Below are 22,530 nucleotides of genomic sequence, written 5' to 3'. Positions count from 1 at the left end.
CAGTGCCTGCCGTGGGAGGTCAATAATGATCACCGCCACCCTCTCCATAGCTGCGCAGCACCGCGCAAGCCTGTTCGCGCTGCACATCGCGCACCACCTCGATACCGCGACGGGTCAGTTCGCCCACCCAGTCGGCCGGCAGCGGGCCTTCGTCGAATTCGGTCAACGCCATTACGTCTTCGGCGCGCGCGCCGATCAGCAGGCGGTCGATGCCGGCCCACACGGTGGCGCCGTAGCACTGGCAGCACGGCTGCGCAGAGGTGGCCAGGGTCACCGGCGACAGCACGTCGTTCAACCGCGGCGTCTGCAGGCGCTGCTGGGCCAGCATGTAGGCCATGTTTTCCGCATGTGCCAGCGAAGTGTTCTGTGGCACCACGCGGTTCACCGCCGCGGCGATGATGCGGTCGTCGGGCCCGAACACCACTGCGCCGAAGGGCCCGCCGCTGCGTGCTTCCACGTTCATTCGCGACAGATCGATCGCCAGCGCCACTTTCTCGGCGTCGCCAGGATAGGCGCGGCTGGCGTCCACATGGTCGTGGATCCAGGCGGGCAGGGTGAGGTGAACTTGCGCGTAGAGCATCACTGGACCGGTGCAGGAGAGGAATCGGGGCGGCGCAGTGTATCGGTCTGTGCATCGCTTGCGGCACATTGGCCGGAAACGCACTGGCAGGCACTGATCTCGCGGAAGCCGCACACACTCATCGTGCCGCTGGCCTGACATTGCGCCAGCACGCCCTTGGGGTCGGTGGCGCTATTGACGTTGACGCATGCGGGAAACGCGCCGCAACAGTTGCCCACGTCTTTCACCGTGCAATCGGCATCGGTGCGGCAGGTGGTGTTGACCTGGATGCGCTTGATGGGTGAGGCCGATGCGGGCGGTGTGGCCGCTTCGGTGGGCGCGGGAGCAACACAGCCAATCAGCAAGGCCTGTGCGATCAGCAGCACGGTGCTCAGGAGCCAGGAATGGGGACGGGGCATGCGGGCGTCCTGCAAGGGGCGGAGGACTGCCATGGTAGCCCTCCTGCCCACGCAGCACGCCGCTGTGGCCGGTCAGCGGCTCAGCGTGATCGAATCGGCGGTTTCTTGCTGGACCACGATCCCGGTGCCGGCGATGGCCTGGCGCACTGCCTGGCGGATGCTCACCTGGCCGTGCACCGCATTGACCGGCACTGCATCGAAGGAGCGGTCGGTGGGCGGGGAAAACTGAATCGCGCAGCGGGTGGCGTGGGCCAGCTGCTGCATGGTTTCGTCCATCCGTGCCGGCGGGATGTCGTAGTTCGGCGGCACTGCGACCATATCGCAGGGGCCGCTGGGCGGCGTGCTCGCCTGTGGGCCAGCGGGCTGGGCTGTGCAGGCGCCCAGGCCAAGCATCAGGCAAGCCAACGCGCAGCGTAGAGATGGGGAAATATGCATGGGCATTCCGTGCGGTCAATGCCGCAGGGTAGGCACCTGGTGTGGTGCCGGCGGTGAGTCAGTTCGTTTCGCCATGCAGCGCTGCGCACCACAGCACGCCCACCAGCAGGCAGGCGATGGCGGCCAGCTCCAGCCCGGTGGGCAGGCGCGCTTCCCAGGCAAAGCCGTACAGCAGCGCGAACACCGTTTCGAAGACGATCATCTGGCCGACCAGGGTCAGCGGCAGCAGCCGGCTGGCGCGGTTCCACAGGCCGTTGCCGATCACCGAGGCGAGCACCGCCAGCACCAGTGCAATGGCCCAGAAGCGTGCCCAGTCGAGCGGCGCATGCGCGGTGGTATTGAGCAATGTGAGCGGGGCCAATAGCAGCGCCAGTGCCCCGGTGACCACGCCGGTCAGCAGCGACCAGTCCTGGCTGGACAGGTCGGCGCGGCGTCGCAGCCAGCGAGCATTGCCGATGGAATACACCGACCAGCTGATCAGTGCGCCCACCGCGCACAACAGCCCGGCCACACGGGTGCCCAGATCCGACGCCTGCGCGCTGCCGTCGCGCTGCAAGGTGTCCACGGCCACCAGCGCCACGCCTGCCACGCACAGCGCGCACGGCGCGGCCAGGCGCCGTAATCCCACCGCACCGGCGGCGCGCGTGCCGATCACCGTGACCACCACCGGCAGCAGGCCGATGATCAGCGCGGTGGCCGCACCACCGGCCCATTGCACGGCGCTGCCGAGCAGCACGTAGTAGATCAGGTTGCCCAGCAGGCTCAGGCGCACCAGCGCCCACCACTCGGTGCGGCCCAGCCGGGCGGCGGTGCGCCGCGCGCGCGGCGCCAGCACCAATGCGGCCACTGCGCCATACGCCAGGTAGCGCGACAACGCCAGTTGCAACGGCGAAAACGCCGCCAGCAACTGTGGTGCCAAAAACACCAACCCCCACAACGCGCCGGCGCCCATGCCACTGGCCACGCCTGCCATCAGCCGCTCACGCATCGCACGCCTCCTTCCAGGCGTGCAGCATGCCGCGTGTGTGAAGGGGCGGCTTGACCCGGGCTCTTGTGCAGCGTTCAGCCTGGTAGCCGCTGTATGCGGGGATCACACCGCCCACGGCATGCCGCTCAGCGCGTGCCGGCATGGGGCTGACGTCGATACGCCGCCGGCGTCATGCCCAGGGTGCGGCGCATCGCACGCGTCAGTGCGGTCTGGTCCGACCAGCCATGCGCCAGTGCCAACTGCGCGATCGGCAGATCGGTATGCGCCAGCTGCAGGCAGACGCGCTGCAGGCGCAGCGCGCCCAGCCATTGCTGCGGCGTTTGTTCGAAGGTGTCGCGAAACAGCGCGTGTACGCGGCTTGCGCCCACGCCCAGGTACGCGGCCATGCGCTGCACCGGCCAGGGCTCGGCGTGTGTTGCGGTGATCGTGTCGCACAGCTGCTGCAGGCGCTGCAGTGGTGCAGGGTCGCCGCGCAGGGACTGCAGCAGCGGAGGCAGACAATGGCGACGCAGCAGGGCGGGCACGGCATCGCGCGTGCGGCAGTGCTGGTCGATGAAGTTGGCAATGGCCAGCAGGCGCGGCGTGGTGGCCACAAATGGCCGCTGTTGCAGTTGCTCCACGCGATGGGCGCCCACGTCAGCGACGCTGCATTCCAGGATCAGAAAACGGTTGTCGTCGTGCGCGGTCTGATCGTGATCGGTGTGCGGTGCAATGACCACCGCCTGCCGGTGATCGACGCGCCCGCCGCGTCCACCGACCTCGATCTCCAACGTGCCGCGAATCGGCAGCACCACCTGCACATGGGCGTGGCGGTGGCGATACCCGTCACGCCCGTACCGGCGCAGGTGCAGGGCGCCATCGCTCATTGCAGCAGGGCCGCGCCGTTGCGAGCAGCGGCGCGGCGGAGCCTCACTTGGCCCAGGTGTCGCGCAGGGTCACGCTGCGGTTGAACACCGGCGTGGCGTCACTGTGGTCGCGGCGGTCGGCCACGAAATAGCCGGTGCGTTCGAACTGGAACGCCTGCTCGGGTGCGGCCTGCGCCGCCGACGGCTCCACATAGCCGCGCACGCTGCGCTTGGACTCGGGGTTGAGGTAGTCGCGGTAGGTTTTGCCTTCGGACTCGTCGTCGGGCTTTTCTACCGAGAACAGACGGTCGTACAGGCGGATTTCCGCCTCCACCGCATGGACGGCGCTGACCCAATGGATGGTGCCCTTAACCTTGCGGTTGGAACCGATCATGCCCGGGCGCGATTCCGGATCCAGCCAGCCGTGCAGCTCGACGATCTGCCCGGCGGCGTCCTTGATCACTTCATCCACGCGCGCAATGCCCGCGCCGCGCAGACGGATTTCGCCACCCGGCACCAGCCGCTTCCAGCCCTTGGGCGGCACTTCGGCAAAATCCTCGCGCTCGATCCACAGCTCGCGCGCAAACGGCACCTCACGCGTGCCGAAGCTCTCGTCCTTGGGGTGATTGGAAAACTGCAGTGTCTCGGTGTGGCCCTCGGGCAGGTTGGTCAGCACCAGCTTGAGCGGGTCGATGACTGCCATGCGCCGCGCGGCGGCCGCGTCCAGGTCTTCGCGCAGGCAGCCTTCCAGCACCGAGAAATCGATCACCGAGTTCTGCTTGCTGATGCCCACGCGGTCCACAAACAGGCGCATCGCCGCCGGCGTATAGCCGCGCCGGCGCAGGCCCTGCAGCGTGTACATGCGCGGGTCGTCCCAGCCGTCCACCAGCTGTTCTTCCACCAGCGCGGTGAGCTTGCGCTTGCTCATCACCGTGTAGTTGATGTTCAGGCGCGAGAACTCGATCTGGCGCGGCTTGGCGGCTTCCTTCGGGTAGCCCTTGCCCAGCAGCGGCGCCAGCAGCTCGGGATGGCCGCTCAGGTCCACCTTGTCCACGCACCAGTCGTACAACGGGCGGTGGTCTTCAAATTCCAGCGTGCACAGCGAATGGGTGATGCCTTCCACCGCATCGCCCAGCGAATGCGCGAAGTCGTACATCGGGTAGATCGGCCAGGCGTTGCCGGTGTTCTGGTGTTCGACGTGCTTGATGCGGTACAGCGCCGGGTCGCGCAGGTTGATGTTGCCGCTGGCCATGTCGATCTTGGCGCGCAGCGTGCGCGCGCCATCGGGGAATTCGCCGGCCCGCATGCGCCGGAACAGGTCCAGGTTTTCGTCAACGCTGCGCTCGCGGAATGGCGAGTTGCGGCCCGGCTCGGTCAGCGTGCCGCGGTATTCGCGCACCTGCTCGGCCGAGAGGTCGCAGACGAACGCATGGCCGTCGCGGATCAGCTTTTCCGCCGCCAGGTAGTACACCTCGAAGTAATCGGAGGCATGCCGCAACTGCGCCCACTCAAAGCCCAGCCAGCGCACGTCGTCCTGGATGGCGACCACGAACTCGGGGTCTTCCTTGGCCGGGTTGGTGTCGTCCAGGCGCAGGTTGCACAGCCCGCCGAACTCGGCCGCCAGACCGAAGTCCAGGCAGATCGCCTTGGCATGGCCGATATGCAGGTAGCCATTGGGCTCGGGCGGGAAGCGGGTGCGGATGGCCGTGTGCTTGCCGCTGGCCAGGTCCTCGCGAACGATCTGGCGGATGAAGTCTTTCTTCTCCGCCGGGGCGGTGGCGTCGGTGGCTGGAATCTCGGACATGCGGGGCATCGGTATCGGATAAACCGCAAGTTTAGGCGGTGGCACCGGTTTAGGGGTAGGCGCGGCGCACGTGGCGGCCCGGTGGCACGTGCGGGGCAGTGCCAGAGCGCACTGGAACCTGCGGCGGCCAGGGCCGGCGCGCAACCGGTTCATGGGGCCTGCCATCGGCCGCTGGCCGGCGTCGCGCCCGACGCGTACGCTGCGCGCACTCCTTCGAGCGAGCTGCGCAATGTCACTGCCCCGCCTGGTGATCGGCGACAAGACCCTGTCCTCCTGGTCGTTGCGGCCGTGGCTGTTGCTGCGGCATTTCCAGGTGCCGTTCGAAGAAGTCGCCTTGCCGTTGAACACGCCCGAATTCCAGGCCCGCATTGCCGGCTATTCCCCGACCCGGCTGGTGCCGGTGCTGTGGGATGGCACGCTGCATGTGTGGGATTCGCTGGCGATCTGCGAATACGTCAACGAGCGCTGGCTTGACGGCCGCGGCTGGCCGGCCGACCCGGCAGTGCGCGCGCAGGCCCGCGCCGCCGCCGCCGAAATGCACGGTGGCTTTGCCGCGCTGCGCAGCCAGCTGCCGATGGATCTGGCGCGTGTGCCCGCGCCCGCCCACTGGGATGCCGCCGCCGAGCGCGACATCGCGCGCATCCAGGCGCTGTGGGCCAGCCTGCGTGCCGAACACGGGCAGGGTGGTGCGTTCCTGTGCGGCGACTTCGGCATCGTCGATGCGATGTTCGCGCCGGTGGCACTGCGCTTTGCCAGCTACGGTGTGCCGCTGTTCGAAGCCGCCGGCGACTATCTGGCCGCGCTCGACAGCCTGCCGGCACTGCGCGAGTGGAAGCTGGATGCCGAACGCGAACGGCTGGGGCGCGGCTGAGCATGCAGATCGCCTATCGAGCCAGCCACATCATCGACGCCCATCTGGCCAAGCACGCGCTGGAAGATGCCGGCATCACCGCCTTCGTGTTCGGCGAATCGCTGCTGGGCGGCGCAGGCGAACTGCCGGCCTTCGGCGTGTTGCAGGTCTGCGTGGCAGACATGCATCTGAGCCAGGCGCAGGCGGTGCTGGCCGAGATCGGCCTGTGTGGCGAGGTCACGCGCGCGCTGTAGCGGTGCGCGGCCCCCTGCGTTTGTCTGTGCTGCGCGTAGACATGCACCCGGGCGCGATGAGGTTTCCAGGCAACGCCGGTCGCGCCCAGGTGCGCTTCGACGACGGTCGCGCACGCAAGAATAGGGGCACGATTACTCCGGCTGACGCCAGCCCGGCGGCGCGGCATCGGGCGAAGCCAGTGCCCGCAGGCGTTTGAACAACACCGTGGTTTCAGCCACGTTCCAGACCCGCAAGGCCACCTCGAAGGTGTCCAACGGCTTGGTCAGGAAGTCCTTGGCACCCAACCCGAGCGCGCGATGGCGGGCGCTGCGGCTGGGGTCTGCGGTGAGCACGATCACCGGCAGGAACTGCCCCGGGTCGGACAGGCGCGCCAGCTGCTCCAGCAACGCATAGCCGTCCAGTTCCGGCATCTTCAGATCCAGCAGGATCAGGTCCGGCGCGAATGCCGACACCAGGCCCATGACCCGTTGCGGGTCGGTGGTGGCGACCACCTGCTGGAAGCCTTCGCGTTGCAGCAGGTCTTCGAGCAGCCGCACATTGGCCGGCTCGTCGTCGACGATGAGGATGCGGGAGGCGAGGATGTCGTCGCGTGTCATGCCAGTAGCCTGTCGATCACGGTGAAGAATTCCGCCACATCGAGCGGTTTGGTCAGATAGGCACGCACGCCCTGGTTACCCACGCGCGCCAGCGTGGCAGAGGTCGCGTCGGCGCTGATCACCACCACCGGCACCGCGGCAGTGGCCGGTTGCGCCTGCAGGTCGCGCAGCAGTTCTTCGCCATTGCCATCGCTCAGGTGCAGGTCGAGCAGGATCAGGTCCGGCACCTCGTGCTGCAGCAGCGCACGTGCCTGCGCCAGGCTGGCCGCTTCCAGCAACTGCCACTGCGGCCGCCGCTCGGTGAGCGTGCGGATCAGCGCCTGGTTGGAGGGATTGTCTTCGATGCTCAGCAGGCGGCAGACACCGCTGCCGGCGTTGCTGGGCGGCAGCAGCGTGCGTGCAGGTTCGGCGCTCTGCGGCTCGCCTTGCGGCAGGGAAATCCAGAAACGCGCGCCGTCACGGCTGCTGTCCACGCCGATCTGTCCACCCATGGCCTCGATCAGGCGCTTGCTCAACGCCAGCCCCAGCCCGGTGCCTTCCACGGCCGAGCGTTCCGCGCCCAGCCGCTCGAACGGGGTGAACAGCCGTTCGATCTGCGCCGCCGTGAGCCCTGCGCCCTGGTCGGCGACCACGATGCGCACCTGATCGCCATCCGGCTGCGCGCTCACCTGCACCTGGCCGCCGGTGCGATTGAACTTGACCGCATTCGACAACAGATTGAGCAGCACCTGGCGCAGGCGCTGCGCGTCCGCGCGCACCGTCCAGGGGCCATCGATGGCGGGCGGCTGCAGGCTGATGCCGTGCTTGTCGGCATCCGGCGCGATCAGGCCCAGCGCCTCGTGCACGGCAGCGCGCACCGCGATTGGTTCGGGGCTGAGGTCCAGTTGATCGGCTTCGATGCGGGCGATGTCCAGCAGCTCGGTGATCAGGCCGAGCAGATGCCGGCCGGCGCCCAGGATGTGCTGCAGGTGACGGCGGTGGCCCGGCTCGGGCAAATCCATCTCCAGCACCTGCGCATAGCCCAGGATCGCGTTGAGCGGGGTACGCAGTTCATGGCTGCTGCGCGAGAGGAATTCGGTCTTCGCGCGGTTGGCGGTCTCGGCCTCGCGGCGGGCCAGTTGTGCTTCATTGGCGCGTGCGGCCAGCAGTTCGCTGGCCTGTGCCAGGCGTTGGCCGACCTGCCCGAGTTCATCGCCGGCACGCGGCTGCGCAGCCAGCGGCAGCCCTTCGCCGAGCCGGTCGGCATTGGCCGCCAGCGTGCGCAGGCGCCCGGACAAGGCCGAGGCGAACCACGCCACCGCGAACACCGCGCCCAGGCCGCCGAGCATCGCCGCGCTCAGGGTGATGATGAGATTGCGCTGGCGCAGCCCCTGCGCCTTGGCGGTGCGCACCTGCAATTGCGCGGTTTCGTAATTGCGCAGTTCGCGTAATTCAGCGCGCAGGATGTCGAGCTTGTACTTGCCGTCCCAGAGCTGGCGGATCTCTTCCTCGCGGCTCAGATCCGGCGCAAGCAGACGGCGCCAGCCCTGCATCTTTTCGGCGAACAACGGCTTGATGCGCGCGAAACGCTGCGCCTGCACCGGGTCGGTAATGCGTTGCGACAGCCGCTCGGCCACGCGTTGCAAGCGCGGCTCCGCGTCGCGGTACGGGGTGAGGAATTCATCCCGGCGCACCAGCCGATACCCGCGCACACCGGCGGCGGTTTCGGCCAGCAGCGCGTGCGCTTCGTACAGATCGCTCAGCACTTCCAGGGTCTGCCGCACATCGTTTTCGGCGGCGATGTTCTGCCGCTCCACGCTGTAGATCGCCATCAGGGCCACCGCCAGCAGCAGCAGCGGCAGGGTGACCACCGCCAGGCTCTTGCGGGTGATCGGCCAATCGTTCCATCGCACCGCCAGAGCGTTCATTGCGCAAGTCCTGCGTGGACCGCGTACACCGCGGCCTGGGTGCGATCTTTTACCTCAAGTTTCTGCAGGATTCGCTCGACGTGCACTTTGACCGTGCCGGGAGAAATCCCCAGTTCAGCTGCCAGCGTCGCGTTGGTGAGCCCGCGCGGCAGCAGCGACAGCACCTGTTTTTCGCGCTTGCTCAGGGCACTTAGGCGGTCGTCCTGCACCGCTTTGCGCCGCCGCGTTGCGAGTGGCTTGGCCGGCTCGGCGACCATCGCCGGCAACAGCAGCGCAAATGCCTGCAGGGCCTGCAGGTCGTCGCTGCCCGGCGCCAGGCGGCCGTCGTTCCAGGCCACGCACACCATGCCCAGGGTGGTGCCGAGCAGCTGGATCGGCAGCCTTGCATCACGCGTTTCGGCCGGGCGGGGCGGCATCAGCCAGGCGGCTTCATGGCTGTCACCAGGGGCGCTGGCGCCGGGCGGCAGGGCGCGGCCCCTGCTGGCAAACACCTGCGCGCGTGGCCCGCGCTGCGCCAGCACCGCGCCATCTTCCAGCCCCAGCAGCAACAGCACGCGGCCCAGCACCGCATCGCAAGCCTGTTCGGGCGTACTGGCGCTGCGCAGCGCCGCGCTGGCCTCCTGCAGCGCCTGCCAGCGTGCGCTGTCGGAGGCGTCGCGACGTAATGCCTGGCGCCAATCGCCTGCATTGGTTGGGGTTTCCATGTCCGAGCTCTAGGCCGATCAGCATATTTGAGTATATGCCACTCGGCAGAATTGTTGGGCTCGCTGGATTTCGATACTGGGCTCGCCCACTGAGGCAACCCCCATCACTCAACGGAGATACCCCATGCGTCGCACCCTGTTCTCTCTGGTTCTGGCTCTGGCTGCCACCCCGGCGCTGGCTGGCGGCGTGATGCACTACACCGACAAGGCCGCGCTGCCCGCCGATGGCGAAGCGCGCGAAGTGGCTGCGCTGTTCGACACCTGGAACGCGGCCCTGGCCACCGGCAACCCGCACAAGGTGGCCGACCTGTACGCCCCGGACGGCGTGCTGCTGCCGACGGTCTCCAACGAAGTACGTGCCTCGCGCGAGCAGATCGAAAACTACTTCGAGATGTTCCTGACCAAAAAGCCGAAGGGCGTCATCAACTACCGCACCGTGCGCCTGCTCGATGACGACAGCGCGGTGGACGCGGGTGTGTACACCTTCACGCTCACCGACAAGAGCGGCAAGAAGAGCGATGTGCAGGCCCGCTACACGTTCGTGTACGAAAAGCGCGACGGCAAGTGGCTGATCATCAACCACCACAGCTCGGCCATGCCGGAAGTGGATACCGCCACCGCCACCGCTGCGGTCACCAAGGCGAAGTGAGGTGCAATCGCCGGGAGCGGCTTGAAAGCCGCTCCCACTGGCGCCATCCAGCAGGCAACCCTCAAACACGCGGGAGTTGCACCATGTTGGGAATCGGCGCCTTCAAACAACGCATGCCACGGCCCGGCGAAGCACTACCGGGACGTACCCAGGCGTTGCCCCTGCACAACACGCACCTGATCAACGGCCACCCGTTGCGTGGTGAGTTCACCGGCCTGGCCCAGGTGCAATTCGGGCTCGGCTGCTTCTGGGGCGCGGAACGAAAGTTCTGGAACGTGCCTGGGGTCTACACCACGGCGGTGGGTTACGCCGGCGGCGAAACACCGAACGCGACGTATTCGGAAGTCTGCTCAGGGCAGACCGGCCACACCGAGGCGGTGCTGGTGGTGTACGACGCGCAGGCGGTGTCGTTCGAACAATTGCTGCGCACGTTCTGGGAAAGCCACGATCCAACCCAGGGCATGCAGCAGGGCAACGATGTCGGTACGCAATACCGCTCGGCGATCTACTGCAGCACGCAAGCGCAATACGACGCGGCCATTGCCAGCCGCGATGCCTACCAGCAGCAATTGACCGCAGCCGGTTATGGCGACATCACCACGGAGATCCGTTACCCGGCGCCCACGTTCTATTACGCCGAAGACGATCACCAGCAGTATCTCGCCAAGCACCCCAATGGCTATTGCGGGCTTGGCGGAACGGGAGTGAGCTGCCCGATCGGGCTGGATGCCTGAGCGGAAAGGCGAGGCCGGATCCAAGCGCTGCCATGTGATCGTGGCGTGCCGATGGCCATAGTGACCGGCAGCGTTTTCACGATCAGGCAGCGCATGGGAGTGCATGCCAGGCAACTTGCAATGGCTGCGCCGGAGACGGCGTGGCCATCTTTTTATGTGTCAGTTGCGGTGGCCGACCGCCGGTGCGGACGGCTGGTTGTGTGCTGGTGTATGAGGCCGCCTGCAAGGCGCATGCGTCACGCACCGGCGTCGGGCGCGTGGACGCAGAGGTCGGTAACGCCATTGAGTGGTAGTCGCGGCAGCTTGAGTGCGACGTGCTGGCAAGTCTCCAGCACACGAGCAGCAACTGCGTTTCCACGGCTTTCTGGCATGCCACCACTCGGTGCGCACATTTCGCACACGCGTGGTACGAAACCTCTCCAGCCGTGGGTAAGGCGCAGTGCTCGCTGATTGGCGAGCCGACCCACAAACTCGGTGCCGGCATATCGCAGAAGGGCGTGTCTTGTAACGCCAATAGCCACTACGTCTAGACGAATTCGCCCGAGAACATGCCGCGCAGTTGTGCCAACAGCTCGGTGCGCTCCGGATGCAGGGTGCGCATGCAGGTCACCGCAAACCCCACCGGGCTGGTGCCGGGTGCGGTGATCACGCCGTCGGCGCTGACCACTTTCTCGTGCCGGTAATGCGCAGCGCCGGCGTACGGCACCACGTGCTCCTGCAAGAACGCCAGCGAATTGCTGGTGTGCGGCCGCTCGTCGAGCAGACCCGCATACGCCAGTGCGATGGTGGCTCCGCAGATGGCCGCAATCGGGCGCTGCTGTTGCACGCGTTCGCACAGCACGCCGCTCAGCCCGGGGATCTCGCCGGCTTGCCAGCGTTCGCTGCCTGGCAGGATCCACAGATCGGCGTCCAGCGGTGCCAGATCCGAGAGCGCAAATTCCGGCGTGATGCGCAAGCCGCCGATCGAGTGCACCGGCTGTCCGTCGATGCTGGCGATGGCGACCTGGTCGCCAAACCACTCGCGTGCCGCAGGCAGGACCACGCCGATTTCCCAGTCGGCGACACCGTCGACCATCACCACTGCGATGTTTGCCATTGTCCGTTTCGTCCGTTGAGGAATCCGGATTCTAGGCAGCGGCCCGTCAGATGTTGTGAGCGTGTTGTCGAAACAGCAACGCGCCGGTTGCTGGCTTTCGGCGCCGCCGGGGCGGCACGCGCCTGGAGGCTTACGCGGCAGTGGCAGATCGCGCTGGGCTGCAGCTCATCGGTCGGTGGCGGTCTGTGCGCGCTGCGAATCAATCGCTAATGCCACAAACAAAAACGCCTGCGGGCGATGCCGCAGGCGTTCGAAGTGACGCAACAACGGGAACGATCAACCAGCGAGCTTGTCGGCGATGGTCTTGCGCAGCGCCTCCAGGTCCTTGGCGAAGGTGTCGATGCCGCTGGCCAGCTTCTCGGTGGCCATGTCGTCAGCGGCCAAGTCGGTGGCGAAGCTGTCGCTGTTGATCGGCGTGATGGCCGCGTTGTCCGCATTCAACGGCGACAGCTTGCGCGGCAGTTCGCCGTGGTCGGCGTCGAGCTTCTCCAGCAGGTCCGGCGAGATGGTCAGCCGGTCGCAGCCGGCCAGCGCCTCGATCTGCGCAGTGGAGCGGAACGAGGCGCCCATCACCACAGTGGAGGAACCGCGGCGCTTGAACTCGTCGTAGACACCGCGCACGAACACCACGCCCGGGTCTTCGTCGATGCTGGCCGGGGTCTGGCCCTTGGCGACAAAGAAATCCAAGATGCGGCCGACAAACGGCGAGATCAGGAACACACCGGCCTCGGCACAGGCCAGCGCCTGCGAGCGGTTGAAGATCAGCGTCAGGTTGCAGTCGATGCCTTCCTGCTGCAGTTGGCGCGCGGCTTCGATGCCTTCCCAGGTGGCGGCGATCTTGATCAGGATCTTGTCCTTGGACACGCCACGCTCGGCATACATCGCGATGAACTTGCGTGCCTTGGCGATGGTGGCCTGGGTGTCGTGCGCCAGGTCCGCGTCCACTTCGGTGGACACGCGGCCGGGCACCAGTTCCGACAACATCGTGCCCACGCCGACGGTCAGGCGATCGGCTACTTCGTTGATGGTGCTGTTGCGGTCTTCGCCACCGTGCGCGCGGCCCCAGGCCAGCTCGCGCTCGATCAGGTCGGCATACACCGGCAGATCCAGCGCTTTCTTGACCAGGGTGGGATTGGTGGTGCAATCGACCGGCTTGAGCCGCTTGATCGCGTCGTAGTCGCCCGTATCGGCAACGACAACGGACAGGTCACGCAGTTGGGCAAGCTTGGAGGGGGATGCAGTCATGCGGGTTCTCTCGAATCGTGGAACGGGTCGGGGATAGGACGCAGCGCGTTACGTTAGCGCGCTCAGCGAGGGAAGTCGCCCGCCGCTTCGGGCTGGTCGTGCACGGCGGTCACGCGCAAGCGCAGGTCGCGTCCGCCGGGTGCGCGCCAATCGATGGACTGGCCGACCGACAGGCCGAGCAAGGCGGTGCCCACCGGCGCCAGCACCGAGATGCGGCTGTGTTGGACATCGGCTTCGTGCGGGTACACGAGGGTGAGCGTGTGACGTTCGCCATGCAGCTCGTCTTCGCATTCGATGCGTGAGTGCATGGTGACGACATCGCCGGGAATCTGGTCGGGCGGCACGACGCGTGCGCGGCCCAGTTCGTCGGCCAGCGCAGCGGCGGCCGGATGGTTGTTCAACGCGGAAGACTCGAGCATCGCTTCAAGGCGGGCAAGGTCGTGGCTGGACACCAGAATGGATGGTGGCAAGCCGCTGTGGTGTTGCGAGGTCATGGCAATCTCCTGACAAGGGCAGCGGACGCACGGTGCGCCCTCCAACAACAGGTGAGGGCGGCGCGGCGTGACCACAATGCAGGCGGGCACATCGCACCGGTCACGCGTTGCCAGTAGGCGCCGGCATCAGCGGTAAAGAGTGGACAAGCAAAAGGCGACACCTGCGTGCCGCCTTCGTCCATTGTCGACAAGATTGCGTTGTGAAGCGACCGCGGCAGTGCGCGGCCTTCAGGCGGCGACAGCTTTCGGGCCGCTTGCCGGCTGGTCCAGCGTAAACAGGCTGTCCGGCAATTCCTTGAAGATCTGCGAGAGCTGCTCCAGGAACGCCGTCATTGCCGAGCTGCGCCGCCACGCCATGGCGATGCGCCGGTTGGGCTGCTTATCTTCGCGGAAGCGGATCAGGCGGATGTTTTCCGAGCGTGCCACCGGCGGCTTGACCGCCAGCATCGGCAGCAGGGTGACGCCCACATTGGCCGCCACCATCTGGCGCAGGGTTTCCAGGCTGGTGGCCTGGAATTCGGACTTTTCCAGTGCGCCGGCAAGATGGCACACGTCCAGCGCCTGTTCGCGCAGGCAATGGCCGTCTTCGAGCAGCAACAGGCGCTGCTCGGAGAGATCGTCCAGCGTCATGCTGTCGTGCCGCGACAGCGGGTGGCCTTCCGGCACCGCCAGCACGAACGGTTCTTCGAACAGGAATTCGGCATGCAACTGCTCGTCCTGCAGGGGCAGGGCCAGCAGTGCGGCGTCCATGCGGCCTTCGCGCAACTGATGGATGAGCTGGTCGCTTTTTTCTTCGATCAGCAGCAGCTCCAGACGCGGAAACCGCTCGCGGATGCGTGGCACCACATGCGGCAGCAGATACGGTGCCAGGGTGGGGAAGATGCCCAGGCGCACGGTGCCCGCTTCCGGGTCCTGGCTGCGGCGGGCGGCTTCCTTCATCTGTTCCACTTCGGCCACGATGCTGCGCGCGCGCATGGCGGCTTCGCGGCCTGCCGGGGTGAGCATCACCTTGCGCGGCGCACGTTCGACCAGCGGCACACCGAGCTCGTCTTCCAGCTTCTTGATCTGGGTGGACAAGGTGGGCTGGCTCACGAAACAGGCGGTGGCGGCACGGCCAAAGTGCTTGTGGTCGGCCAGGGCTACCAGGTATTTCAGGTCACGCAGATTCATGTGCAGCAGCCCTCGTGGCTGTGACGTGGAACGGACTGGACCAACCGCAGCTTAGCGCCCGGGCGGACCGGGCACTGGCTGAGCTCACGCTTACGCAGCCTGGGCCACGTCGGCGCTGACCGGTGCGCTGGAGCGGATCAGGTAATCGAACGCGCTCAGTGCAGCTTTGGAACCTTCGCCCATCGCAATCACGATCTGCTTGTACGGCACCGTGGTCGCATCGCCGGCCGCGAACACGCCCGGCACATTGGTCTGGCCGCGGTCGTCGACGATGATCTCGCCGCGCGGGGACAACTCCACCGTGCCACGCAGGAACTCGGTGTTGGGCAGCAGGCCGATCTGCACGAACACACCTTCCAGTTCGATGTGCTGCGTGTCGCCACCGGTGCGGTCCTTGTAGACCAGCCCAGTGACCTTCTGACCATCGCCCAGCACTTCGGTGGTCTGCGCGCTGGTGATGATGCGCACGTTGTGCAGGCTGCGCAGCTTGCGTTGCAGCACTTCGTCGGCGCGCAGCTTGTCGTCGAATTCCACCAGCGTGACATGCGCCACGATGCCGGCCAGGTCGATCGCCGCTTCCACGCCCGAATTGCCGCCGCCGATCACCGCCACGCGCTTGCCCTTGAACAGCGGGCCATCGCAATGCGGGCAGTAGGCCACGCCCTTGTTCTTGTACTGGTCTTCGCCTGGCACATTCATCTGCCGCCAGCGCGCGCCGGTGGACAGGATCACGGTCTTGCTCCTGAGCGATGCGCCATTGGCCAGCTTGATTTCGACCAGGCCATCGGCACCGGCCGGGATCAGCTGCTCGGCACGCTGCAGATTCATGATGTCCACGTCGTACTGGCGCACGTGCTGCTCAAGCGCGGCAGCCATCTTCGGGCCTTCGGTTTCCGGCACCGAGATGAAGTTTTCGATCGACATGGTGTCCAGCACCTGACCACCGAAACGCTCTGCAGCCACGCCGGTGCGGATGCCCTTGCGTGCGGCATACACCGCTGCTGCCGAGCCGGCCGGGCCACCGCCGACCACCAACACGTCGAAGGCCTCCTTGGCTGCGATCTTGGCGGCATCGCGCTTGGCGGCATTGGTGTCGAGCTTGGCGACGATCTGCTCCAGCGTCATGCGGCCCTGGTCGAACAGTTCACCGTTCAAGTACACGGTGGGCACCGACATGATCTGGCGGGTTTCCACCTCGTCCTGGAACAGCGCGCCATCGATGGCCACGTGCTTGATGCGCGGGTTCAGCACCGCGGCCAGGTTCAGCGCCTGCACCACGTCCGGGCAGTTCTGGCACGAAAGCGAGAAATAGGTTTCGAACTGGTAGTCGCCATCCAGATGCTGCACCTGCTCGATCAGCTCGGCAGTGGCCTTGGAAGGGTGGCCGCCAACCTGCAGCAGCGCCAGCACCAGCGAGGTGAATTCGTGCCCCATCGGCAGGCCGGCAAAGCGCACCGAAATGTCCTGGCCCGGCGTGGTCAGCGCGAACGAGGGCTTGCGCTGATTGTCGTCGCGGTGCACGTCCAGGCTGATCTTGTCCGAGAGCAGCACCAGATCCTCGAGCAGCTCGAGCATCTCGCGCGCCTTGGGGGTGTCGTCGATCGAGGCATGGATCTGGATCGGCCGCGTGACCCGTTCCAGGTAGGCGGTCAGCTGGGTCTTGAGATTGGCATCCAACATGGAAAACTCCTGGGAATGGGCAAGGGGAGGGCATGGCGTCGCTGCGCATGCGCAGGCCGCCTGGGGAGGAAGGGGATGAACCGCAGCCGGCGCGAAGGCGGGGTGCGTGCTGGCGGTGGCTGGCGGGCAGCCCGGCACCGGCTCCGGTTCACCCCCGGCCCGGAAACCGGGCCAGGGATGTGAGGCGGCTTAGATCTTGCCGACCAGGTCCAGCGACGGAGCCAAGGTCTTGGCGCCTTCCTTCCACTTGGCCGGGCAGACCTGGCCAGGATTGTTGGCCACGAACTGTGCCGCGGTCAGCTTGCGCAGCGTCTCGGTGACGTCGCGGGCGATGGAGTTGTCGTGGATTTCCAGGGTCTTGATCACGCCTTCCGGGTTGATGATGAAGGTGCCGCGCAGGGCCAGGCCTTCTTCTTCAATGTGCACGCCGAACGCGCGGGTCAGCTTGTGGGCCGGGTCGCCGATCAGCGGGAACTGCGCCTTGCCCACGGCCGGGGAGGTTTCGTGCCACACCTTGTGCGAGAAGTGCGTGTCGGTGGTGACGATGTACACCTCGGCGCCGGCCTTCTGGAACGCGGCGTAGTTGTCAGCGGCGTCTTCCACTTCGGTCGGGCAATTGAAGGTGAAGGCGGCCGGCATGAAGATCAGCACCGACCACTTGCCCTTCAGGCTTGCTTCGGTGACCTCAATGAAGTTGCCGTTGTGGTACGCGTTCGCCTTGAAGGGCTGGACCTGGGTGTTGATGAGAGACATTGAGTTTCCTCTTGCGGTGAAGGGGGTTGGGGGACGGAACAGGCGCCATGGTAGGCAGGATCAATAGATATCTCAAATCGATTGATGAAATTGCATAGATAGGCTGCGACTATCAAAGTGCCAGACTGGCTCTGGCGTGCGCACCTGCTGCCATCCCCGATAATGGTCGGCCGATGTTTCGCACAAGTGAAGTTGTCGCATGTCTGAGGCTCCCGCCGTCATTTCCGCCGAACAGCTGCTGCGTGAGGCCGCCACCCGCATTGCGCGCAGTGACGCCGAGCCCTTGCTGCTGCATGCGCTGGGGCGCGACCGCGCCTGGTTGTTCGCGCATGGGCGCGATCCGGTGCCGGCTGAGCAGGTGCAGCGCTTCGGCGCGCTGGTGGAGCGGCGTCACCAGGGAGAGCCAGTGGCGTACCTGACCGGCTCGCGCGGGTTCTGGACCCTGGACCTGGCGGTCTCCACCGCCACGCTGATCCCGCGCGCCGATACCGAAACGCTGGTGGAGCTGGCGCTGGAACGCCTGGAGCTGACTGTCGGCGTCCGGGTGGCCGATCTGGGCACCGGCAGCGGTGCGATTGCGCTGGCAATTGCCAGCGAGCGGCCGCAGGCGCAGCTGATCGCCACCGATGCCAGTGCCGATGCCCTGGCCATTGCAAAGCACAACGCGCACGCGCATGGGCTGCACAACGTGGAGTGCCGCCTGGGCCACTGGCTGCAACCGCTGGCCGGCGAGCGGTTCGATCTGATCGCCAGCAATCCGCCCTACATCGCCGCTGCGGACCCGCATCTGCAACAAGGCGATCTGCGCTACGAGCCGGCCAGCGCGCTGGCCTCCGGTAGCGACGGCCTGGATGACATCCGTTTGATCGTGGCCGACGCGCCCGCCCATCTGCAGGCAGGCGGCTGGCTGCTGCTCGAGCACGGCTGGGACCAGGGCGAGGCGGTGGCCGCGCTGTTGACCGCGCGTGGGTTTGCAGCGGTGGCGACCCACCAGGATCTGGAGCAGCGCGACCGCGTCACGCTGGGGCAGTGGCCGCACGCTGCGGGGTGATCCCGGCGCACGCGGCAGCGGTTCGGTCTGGACTGTCGAGCAAGCAACTGTCCTGAAGGACGGATTCCACACTTGGCTGTGTGCGTGCGCGCAGCGCCATGTCCCTGCGCACCGCCGCGCGGCGTGCTTCCGGCAGCAGCCGATACAATGCGGCCTTTCCCGCAGGACCTACGCATGCGCACGCTCTATCCCGAGATCACGCCCTTCGACCAGGGCACCCTCCAGGTCGACGACCGCCACACCCTCTACTTCGAGCAATGCGGTAACCCGCAGGGCAAGCCGGTGGTGATGCTGCATGGCGGCCCGGGCGGCGGCTGCAATACCAAGATGCGGCGGTTCCATGACCCGGCCAAGTACCGCATCGTGCTGTTCGACCAGCGTGGCGCCGGCCGCTCTACGCCGCATGCCGATCTCACCGACAACACCACCTGGGATCTGGTGGCCGACATCGAACGGCTGCGTGCGCATCTGGGGATCGACCGCTGGCAGGTGTTCGGCGGCAGCTGGGGCTCGACCCTGGCGCTGGCGTACGCGCAGACCCATCCGCAGCAGGTCACCGAGCTGGTGCTGCGCGGCATCTTCCTGCTGCGCCGCTGGGAGCTGGAGTGGTTCTACCAGGAAGGCGCGAGCCGGCTGTTCCCGGATGCGTGGGAGCACTACATCGCCGCGATTCCCGCAGAGGAACGGCACGACCTGATCTCTGCCTTCCATCGCCGCCTCACCAGCACCGATGAAACCACCCGCCTGGCCGCCGCCAAGGCGTGGAGCGTGTGGGAAGGCGCCACCAGCTTCCTGCATGTGGACGAGGATTTCGTTACCGGGCATGAGGACGCGCATTTCGCGCTGGCCTTCGCACGTATCGAGAACCATTACTTCGTCAACGGCGGCTTCTTCGATGCCGAAGACAAGCTGCTGCGCGACGCGCACCGCATTGCCGATATTCCCGGGGTGATCGTGCAGGGGCGCTACGACGTGGTGTGCCCGATGCAGAGCGCGTGGGAGCTGCACAAGGCGTGGCCGAAGGCCGAGTTGAAAATCAGCCCGGCGGCCGGGCACTCGGCCTTCGAGCCGGAGACCGTCGACGCGTTGGTGCGTGCGACCGACAGCTTCGCCTGAGAAGGCGCGCGGTGAGCGGCCGAAATGTCCCTGCCGCTGGCCAAGTTGCAGCAGTAGCTGCGTTGCCGAATACAGCGCGCCAATGCAATGCGATGCGCCAATGCAACGACCAACTCGCGTAGGAGCGCGCTTGCGCGCGATGGGGATTTACCGATAACGCCCCATCGCGCGCAAGCGCGCTCCTACGTCGCTTTCAGCCCGGCAAACCATCGCGGCGTTTAGCTCACCAAACCAGCGCGGTGCTTAGCCCAGCAAACCCTCCGCCAGCGGCGGCAACAGCCGCGCCAGCCGCTGCGCCCAGGCGGCCTGGCCGGCGGCGTCGCTGATCAGGTCCTGGCGGATTTCCAGCTCCACATGCGGCAGGCCGCGGCCTTCGCCGTACACCGGAATCGCGTAGTCGGTGGCATCGCTCACCGCATACGGCTGGTTGTCGCCCACCACCAGATCAGGTTCCGCGCGTAAAGCCTGCAGCAGCCGATGCGCCAGGCGCGTGTCGCGGTTGTACAGCACACCCGCATGCCAGGGCCGTGCGATCCCGGCCATCACCGGGGTGAAGCTGTGCATCGAGACCAGCAGCGTCGGCTGGGCGCGTGCTGCGCGTGCGTCCAGTTCGGCGGCAATGCGCGCGTGGTACGGCGCAAAGATGGCGTCGATACGTTGCTGGCGCGCGCTGTCGGTCAGCCCGGCATTGCCGGGGATCGGCGTGCTGTCGCTGACCTCCGGCATCAGGCTGGCGGCAGCGTGCGGGCGGTTGCAGTCGATCACCAGCCGCGAATAGGTCTGGCTGATCGCAAACGCGTCCAGCTGCTCGGCCAACCGGCGCGTGACTTCGGCAATGCCGATGTCCCAGCCGATATGCCGGTCGAGTTCGGGCTGCGGCAGGCCGAGATTGTGCAAGCGCGCCGGCACGCGTTGTCCGGCGTGATCGGCGATCAACAACCACGGCGATGCGCCTTGCGCGTTGTGCACCGTGAACGGCGCGGGGTCATCCGGCCCGAGCAGCGCGGCGGCCACCTCAACCACGCGGCGTGCCATCCAGTGCGTGGTCGACCAGGTACAGGCCGGCCCACAACTTGGGGTCCATCTGGTAGCCCTCGGCCATCTTCTGCACCAGCCACGCGCCCACCTGCGCGCGCGGGATTTCATGCACGGTGATGTCTTCGCTGGCATCGCCGCCGCCTGCGCCAACCTTGCGCAAGCCGGTGGCGCGCACGAAGGCGATTTTCTCGCTGCTGGCGCCGGCCGAGGTTGGGCCGATCATCAGTACTTCGGCATGGTCGGCGGTCCAGCCGGTTTCCTCTTCCAGCTCGCGGATCGCAGATAGCTCGATCGATTCGTCGGCATGGATATCGCCCACCAGCCCGGCGGGCATTTCGATGGTGCGCGCCTGCAACGGCACGCGGAATTGTTCAACGAACAGCATTGCATCGTCCGGCGTCACCGCCACGATGATCGCGGCCAGCCCGCCGGCATGCACGCGCTCGGAATATTCCCAGGTGCCGCGCACTACCATGCGCTGGTACTTGCCTTCGTAGACCACGGTGGGCGGAGTGTCGTGTCGATTCATGGAAAGGGACCTTGGGACAGGGAAGCGGGAGGTGGCGGCAACACGGCGCCGCCACTGGCGGCCAGCAGGCGCCGGCGCGTGAGCGGGCCAAAGCGCAGGCTGTCGCACAGGCCGGTCAGCATGTCGGTATCGGCGGGCGCGCGCGTGAAGCCGGACTCGGTGAGTTCCAGCGGCGCATCGAGCGCGATGGTGGTGAGCTGACGCCACAGCAAGGCGTGCTCGCGCTGTTCGCGCAAGCGCAGCGCCATTTGCGCGGCGCCGCGCAAGCGCAGGAACGGTAACTCGTCCAGCCGTTCGAGCAGGGCATCCAGGCTGCCGAAGTGCGCCAGCAGCACCGCTGCGGACTTGGCGCCGATGCCGGTGATGCCGGGGATGTTGTCGATCGCATCGCCGCACAGCGCCAGGTAGTCGGCCATCTGGTGCGCGTGCACGCCATGGCGTGCCTTCACCCCGTCCATGCCCCAGCGCACATTGCGCGCGTAGTCCCATTGTTCGTCGTGTTCGAACAACAGCTGCGACAAGTCCTTGTCGGCCGAAACGATGATGCCGCGCAGGCCCTGCGCACGCGCGCTGTACAGCGCGCTGCCAATCAGGTCGTCGGCTTCGTATTCGCGATGGGCCAGCACGCTCAGCCCCAATGCCGCGCACAGTGCCTTGCAATGCGCGAACTGGCGACGCAGTGCGTCCGGCGCGGGCTCGCGGTTGCCCTTGTAAGCAGGGTAGATCGCATGCCGGAAACAGCTGTCCAGCGCTTCGTCGAACGCGATGGTGATGTGCTGCGGGCGCTCGCGTTCGAGCAGATCCAGCAGGAAGCGGGCAAAGCCATGCACCGCGTTGGTGGGCCAGCCCTGCGCGTCCTGGAACTCGTCCGGGATCGAATGCCAGGCGCGGAACACGTACAGGCTGGCATCAACCAGATACAGCGGTACCGGGCGCGGCGTTTGCAGCGCCGCGGCAAGCGGCGCGGTGGCAAGCGGGGGCGCGGGCGTGGTCACGGTGTCCAGTCGCGCAGCAACGCGCGCGGGTCGGGGCGCTCGCGCTCGGGCACCTGCATGCGCGGTGTGCCGATGTGGATGAAGCCGACCACGCGCTCGTGTTCGCCCAGCCCCAGGTACCCAGCTACCGCCGGGTCGTAGGCCATCCAGGCGGTCAGCCATTGCGCACCGAAGCCATGCGCCTGCGCGGCTTGCAGCAGCGCAAAGCAGACGCAGCCTGCGGTCATCAACTGTTCCTGCTCGGGCACCTTGTGCTCCGGCTGCAGCGTGGCGATAACCGTAATTACCAGTGGCGCCTGGCTGAAGCGTTCGCGGTCCTTTTGCACGGCCGCTGGCGGCGTCAGCGGATCGGCTGCCAGGGTGCGTTCGGCCAGGAACTCGCCCAGCGCCTGCCGTGCATCGCCGGCGATGCGCAGGAAGCGGAACGGCACCAGCTTGCCGTGGTCGGGCACGCGCACCGCTGAGGTGAGCATGCGTAACAAGGTGGCCTCGTCCGGGCCGGGCTCGCCGAGTTGTTTGGAGGGAACCGAGCGGCGGGCGTCCAGCGCCTGGAGCGAATACGGTGCGTGCATAATTCCGGATCACGGCGGGGGTGCTCGATTATAGACGGGCCCTTCC

At 66.8% G+C, this 22,530-nt stretch carries 25 protein-coding genes; 6 read left to right on the top strand and 19 right to left on the bottom strand.

From position 1 onward, the window contains the following. Positions 1-19 precede the first annotated feature (19 nt). From QRM60_RS12925 to QRM60_RS12900, 6 genes are all read right to left on the bottom strand, one after another. Entirely contained in the window at positions 20-580 is a 561-nt protein-coding gene (locus QRM60_RS12925; RefSeq protein WP_011036053.1) for a nucleoside deaminase, read from the bottom strand. Further along, positions 580-978, bottom strand: coding sequence for a hypothetical protein (locus QRM60_RS12920; protein WP_042596354.1), 399 nt, complete (start codon positions 976-978; stop codon positions 580-582). Before QRM60_RS12920 ends, QRM60_RS12925 begins: the two co-directional genes overlap by 1 nt. Before the next feature lie 72 nt (positions 979-1,050). Then, positions 1,051-1,413, bottom strand: a complete 363-nt coding sequence (locus QRM60_RS12915; protein WP_238595354.1) for an STN domain-containing protein — start codon at positions 1,411-1,413, stop codon at positions 1,051-1,053. 58 nt (positions 1,414-1,471) lie between these two features. Further along, positions 1,472-2,401 carry a DMT family transporter gene (locus tag QRM60_RS12910; RefSeq protein ID WP_115555460.1) on the bottom strand — a complete coding sequence of 310 codons (930 nt, stop codon included), beginning with the start codon at positions 2,399-2,401 and terminating at the stop codon, positions 1,472-1,474. A 125-nt stretch (positions 2,402-2,526) separates the two neighbouring features. Then, a complete protein-coding gene (locus QRM60_RS12905) occupies positions 2,527-3,267 on the bottom strand; it encodes an AraC family transcriptional regulator (protein WP_115555461.1) in 741 nt (246 codons plus the stop codon). Positions 3,268-3,310: 43 nt separating this feature from the next. Further along, positions 3,311-5,050 (bottom strand): glutamine--tRNA ligase/YqeY domain fusion protein, encoded by a 1,740-nt coding sequence (locus QRM60_RS12900; RefSeq protein ID WP_285446342.1) that lies wholly within the window; start codon positions 5,048-5,050, stop codon positions 3,311-3,313. 229 nt (positions 5,051-5,279) lie between these two features. Between QRM60_RS12900 and QRM60_RS12895 the strand changes: the two genes are divergently transcribed. After that, a complete protein-coding gene (locus QRM60_RS12895) occupies positions 5,280-5,921 on the top strand; it encodes a glutathione S-transferase family protein (RefSeq protein ID WP_103699476.1) in 642 nt (213 codons plus the stop codon). A 2-nt stretch (positions 5,922-5,923) separates the two neighbouring features. Continuing rightward, on the top strand, positions 5,924-6,154 hold the full coding sequence (locus tag QRM60_RS12890) for a DUF2007 domain-containing protein (protein ID WP_012439155.1): 231 nt from the start codon (positions 5,924-5,926) through the stop codon (positions 6,152-6,154). Positions 6,155-6,286: 132 nt separating this feature from the next. Here the strand turns inward: QRM60_RS12890 and QRM60_RS12885 are convergent, their stop codons facing one another. Genes QRM60_RS12885 through QRM60_RS12875 form a run of 3 tightly spaced genes read right to left on the bottom strand, consistent with a single transcriptional unit; the run spans position 6,287 to position 9,362 of the window. Further along, positions 6,287-6,751 (bottom strand): response regulator, encoded by a 465-nt coding sequence (locus tag QRM60_RS12885; protein WP_011036060.1) that lies wholly within the window; start codon positions 6,749-6,751, stop codon positions 6,287-6,289. Continuing rightward, entirely contained in the window at positions 6,748-8,658 is a 1,911-nt protein-coding gene (locus QRM60_RS12880; protein ID WP_043921622.1) for an ATP-binding protein, read from the bottom strand. The genes QRM60_RS12885 and QRM60_RS12880 overlap by 4 nt, the downstream gene beginning before the upstream one ends. After that, positions 8,655-9,362 (bottom strand): response regulator transcription factor, encoded by a 708-nt coding sequence (locus tag QRM60_RS12875; RefSeq protein ID WP_115555462.1) that lies wholly within the window; start codon positions 9,360-9,362, stop codon positions 8,655-8,657. Before QRM60_RS12875 ends, QRM60_RS12880 begins: the two co-directional genes overlap by 4 nt. Positions 9,363-9,486: 124 nt before the next feature. Here QRM60_RS12875 and QRM60_RS12870 point away from each other — a divergent pair, with 124 nt between their 5' ends. Then, on the top strand, positions 9,487-10,011 hold the full coding sequence (locus tag QRM60_RS12870) for a calcium/calmodulin-dependent protein kinase type II (RefSeq protein ID WP_076056430.1): 525 nt from the start codon (positions 9,487-9,489) through the stop codon (positions 10,009-10,011). An 83-nt stretch (positions 10,012-10,094) separates the two neighbouring features. Further along, positions 10,095-10,745 (top strand): peptide-methionine (S)-S-oxide reductase MsrA, encoded by a 651-nt coding sequence (msrA, locus tag QRM60_RS12865; RefSeq protein ID WP_042596344.1) that lies wholly within the window; start codon positions 10,095-10,097, stop codon positions 10,743-10,745. Positions 10,746-11,271: 526 nt separating this feature from the next. On the opposite strand, the gene QRM60_RS12860 is transcribed toward msrA, so the two are convergent. The 6 genes from QRM60_RS12860 to ahpC all read right to left on the bottom strand — a co-directional run bounded on the left by QRM60_RS12860 (position 11,272) and on the right by ahpC (position 17,183). Beyond that, positions 11,272-11,841 carry a type 1 glutamine amidotransferase family protein gene (locus tag QRM60_RS12860; RefSeq protein ID WP_011036065.1) on the bottom strand — a complete coding sequence of 190 codons (570 nt, stop codon included), beginning with the start codon at positions 11,839-11,841 and terminating at the stop codon, positions 11,272-11,274. Between the two features lie 276 nt (positions 11,842-12,117). Then, complete coding sequence (locus QRM60_RS12855; RefSeq protein WP_076056428.1) at positions 12,118-13,086, bottom strand: transaldolase; 969 nt, start codon at positions 13,084-13,086, stop codon at positions 12,118-12,120. Between the two features lie 62 nt (positions 13,087-13,148). Then, positions 13,149-13,580 (bottom strand): nucleoside diphosphate kinase regulator, encoded by a 432-nt coding sequence (rnk, locus tag QRM60_RS12850; RefSeq protein ID WP_115555463.1) that lies wholly within the window; start codon positions 13,578-13,580, stop codon positions 13,149-13,151. 228 nt (positions 13,581-13,808) lie between these two features. Next, complete coding sequence (locus tag QRM60_RS12845) at positions 13,809-14,750, bottom strand: LysR substrate-binding domain-containing protein (RefSeq protein WP_011036068.1); 942 nt, start codon at positions 14,748-14,750, stop codon at positions 13,809-13,811. 90 nt (positions 14,751-14,840) lie between these two features. Next, positions 14,841-16,430 carry an alkyl hydroperoxide reductase subunit F gene (gene ahpF, locus QRM60_RS12840; RefSeq protein WP_285446341.1) on the bottom strand — a complete coding sequence of 530 codons (1,590 nt, stop codon included), beginning with the start codon at positions 16,428-16,430 and terminating at the stop codon, positions 14,841-14,843. Positions 16,431-16,619: 189 nt separating this feature from the next. After that, positions 16,620-17,183, bottom strand: a complete 564-nt coding sequence (gene ahpC / locus QRM60_RS12835; protein ID WP_011036070.1) for an alkyl hydroperoxide reductase subunit C — start codon at positions 17,181-17,183, stop codon at positions 16,620-16,622. 199 nt (positions 17,184-17,382) lie between these two features. Here ahpC and prmC point away from each other — a divergent pair, with 199 nt between their 5' ends. Continuing rightward, positions 17,383-18,234, top strand: coding sequence for a peptide chain release factor N(5)-glutamine methyltransferase (prmC, locus tag QRM60_RS12830; protein ID WP_285446340.1), 852 nt, complete (start codon positions 17,383-17,385; stop codon positions 18,232-18,234). Between the two features lie 174 nt (positions 18,235-18,408). Next, a complete protein-coding gene (gene pip, locus QRM60_RS12825; RefSeq protein ID WP_285446339.1) occupies positions 18,409-19,350 on the top strand; it encodes a prolyl aminopeptidase in 942 nt (313 codons plus the stop codon). Positions 19,351-19,593: 243 nt separating this feature from the next. Here pip and QRM60_RS12820 read toward each other — a convergent pair whose 3' ends face one another. The 4 genes from QRM60_RS12820 to QRM60_RS12805 are packed head-to-tail and all read right to left on the bottom strand — an operon-like array spanning position 19,594 to position 22,484. Beyond that, on the bottom strand, positions 19,594-20,385 hold the full coding sequence (locus QRM60_RS12820) for an N-formylglutamate amidohydrolase (protein ID WP_285446338.1): 792 nt from the start codon (positions 20,383-20,385) through the stop codon (positions 19,594-19,596). Further along, positions 20,366-20,917: an NUDIX hydrolase gene (locus QRM60_RS12815; RefSeq protein WP_012439149.1), complete on the bottom strand. Its 552-nt coding sequence runs from the start codon at positions 20,915-20,917 to the stop codon at positions 20,366-20,368. The genes QRM60_RS12820 and QRM60_RS12815 overlap by 20 nt, the downstream gene beginning before the upstream one ends. Continuing rightward, positions 20,914-21,912 (bottom strand): 5'-3' exonuclease H3TH domain-containing protein, encoded by a 999-nt coding sequence (locus QRM60_RS12810; RefSeq protein ID WP_103699488.1) that lies wholly within the window; start codon positions 21,910-21,912, stop codon positions 20,914-20,916. The genes QRM60_RS12815 and QRM60_RS12810 overlap by 4 nt, the downstream gene beginning before the upstream one ends. Next, positions 21,909-22,484 carry a nitroreductase gene (locus QRM60_RS12805; RefSeq protein ID WP_042596330.1) on the bottom strand — a complete coding sequence of 192 codons (576 nt, stop codon included), beginning with the start codon at positions 22,482-22,484 and terminating at the stop codon, positions 21,909-21,911. The genes QRM60_RS12810 and QRM60_RS12805 overlap by 4 nt, the downstream gene beginning before the upstream one ends. Between the last annotated feature and the right edge of the window lie 46 nt (positions 22,485-22,530).

Source organism: Xanthomonas sp. fls2-241-TYG-148, assembly GCF_030208815.1.
Taxonomy (GTDB): Bacteria; Pseudomonadota; Gammaproteobacteria; order Xanthomonadales; family Xanthomonadaceae; genus Xanthomonas; species Xanthomonas campestris.
Note: the sequence above shows the minus strand (reverse complement) of the source record. Positions and strands in the feature narration are given on the sequence as shown.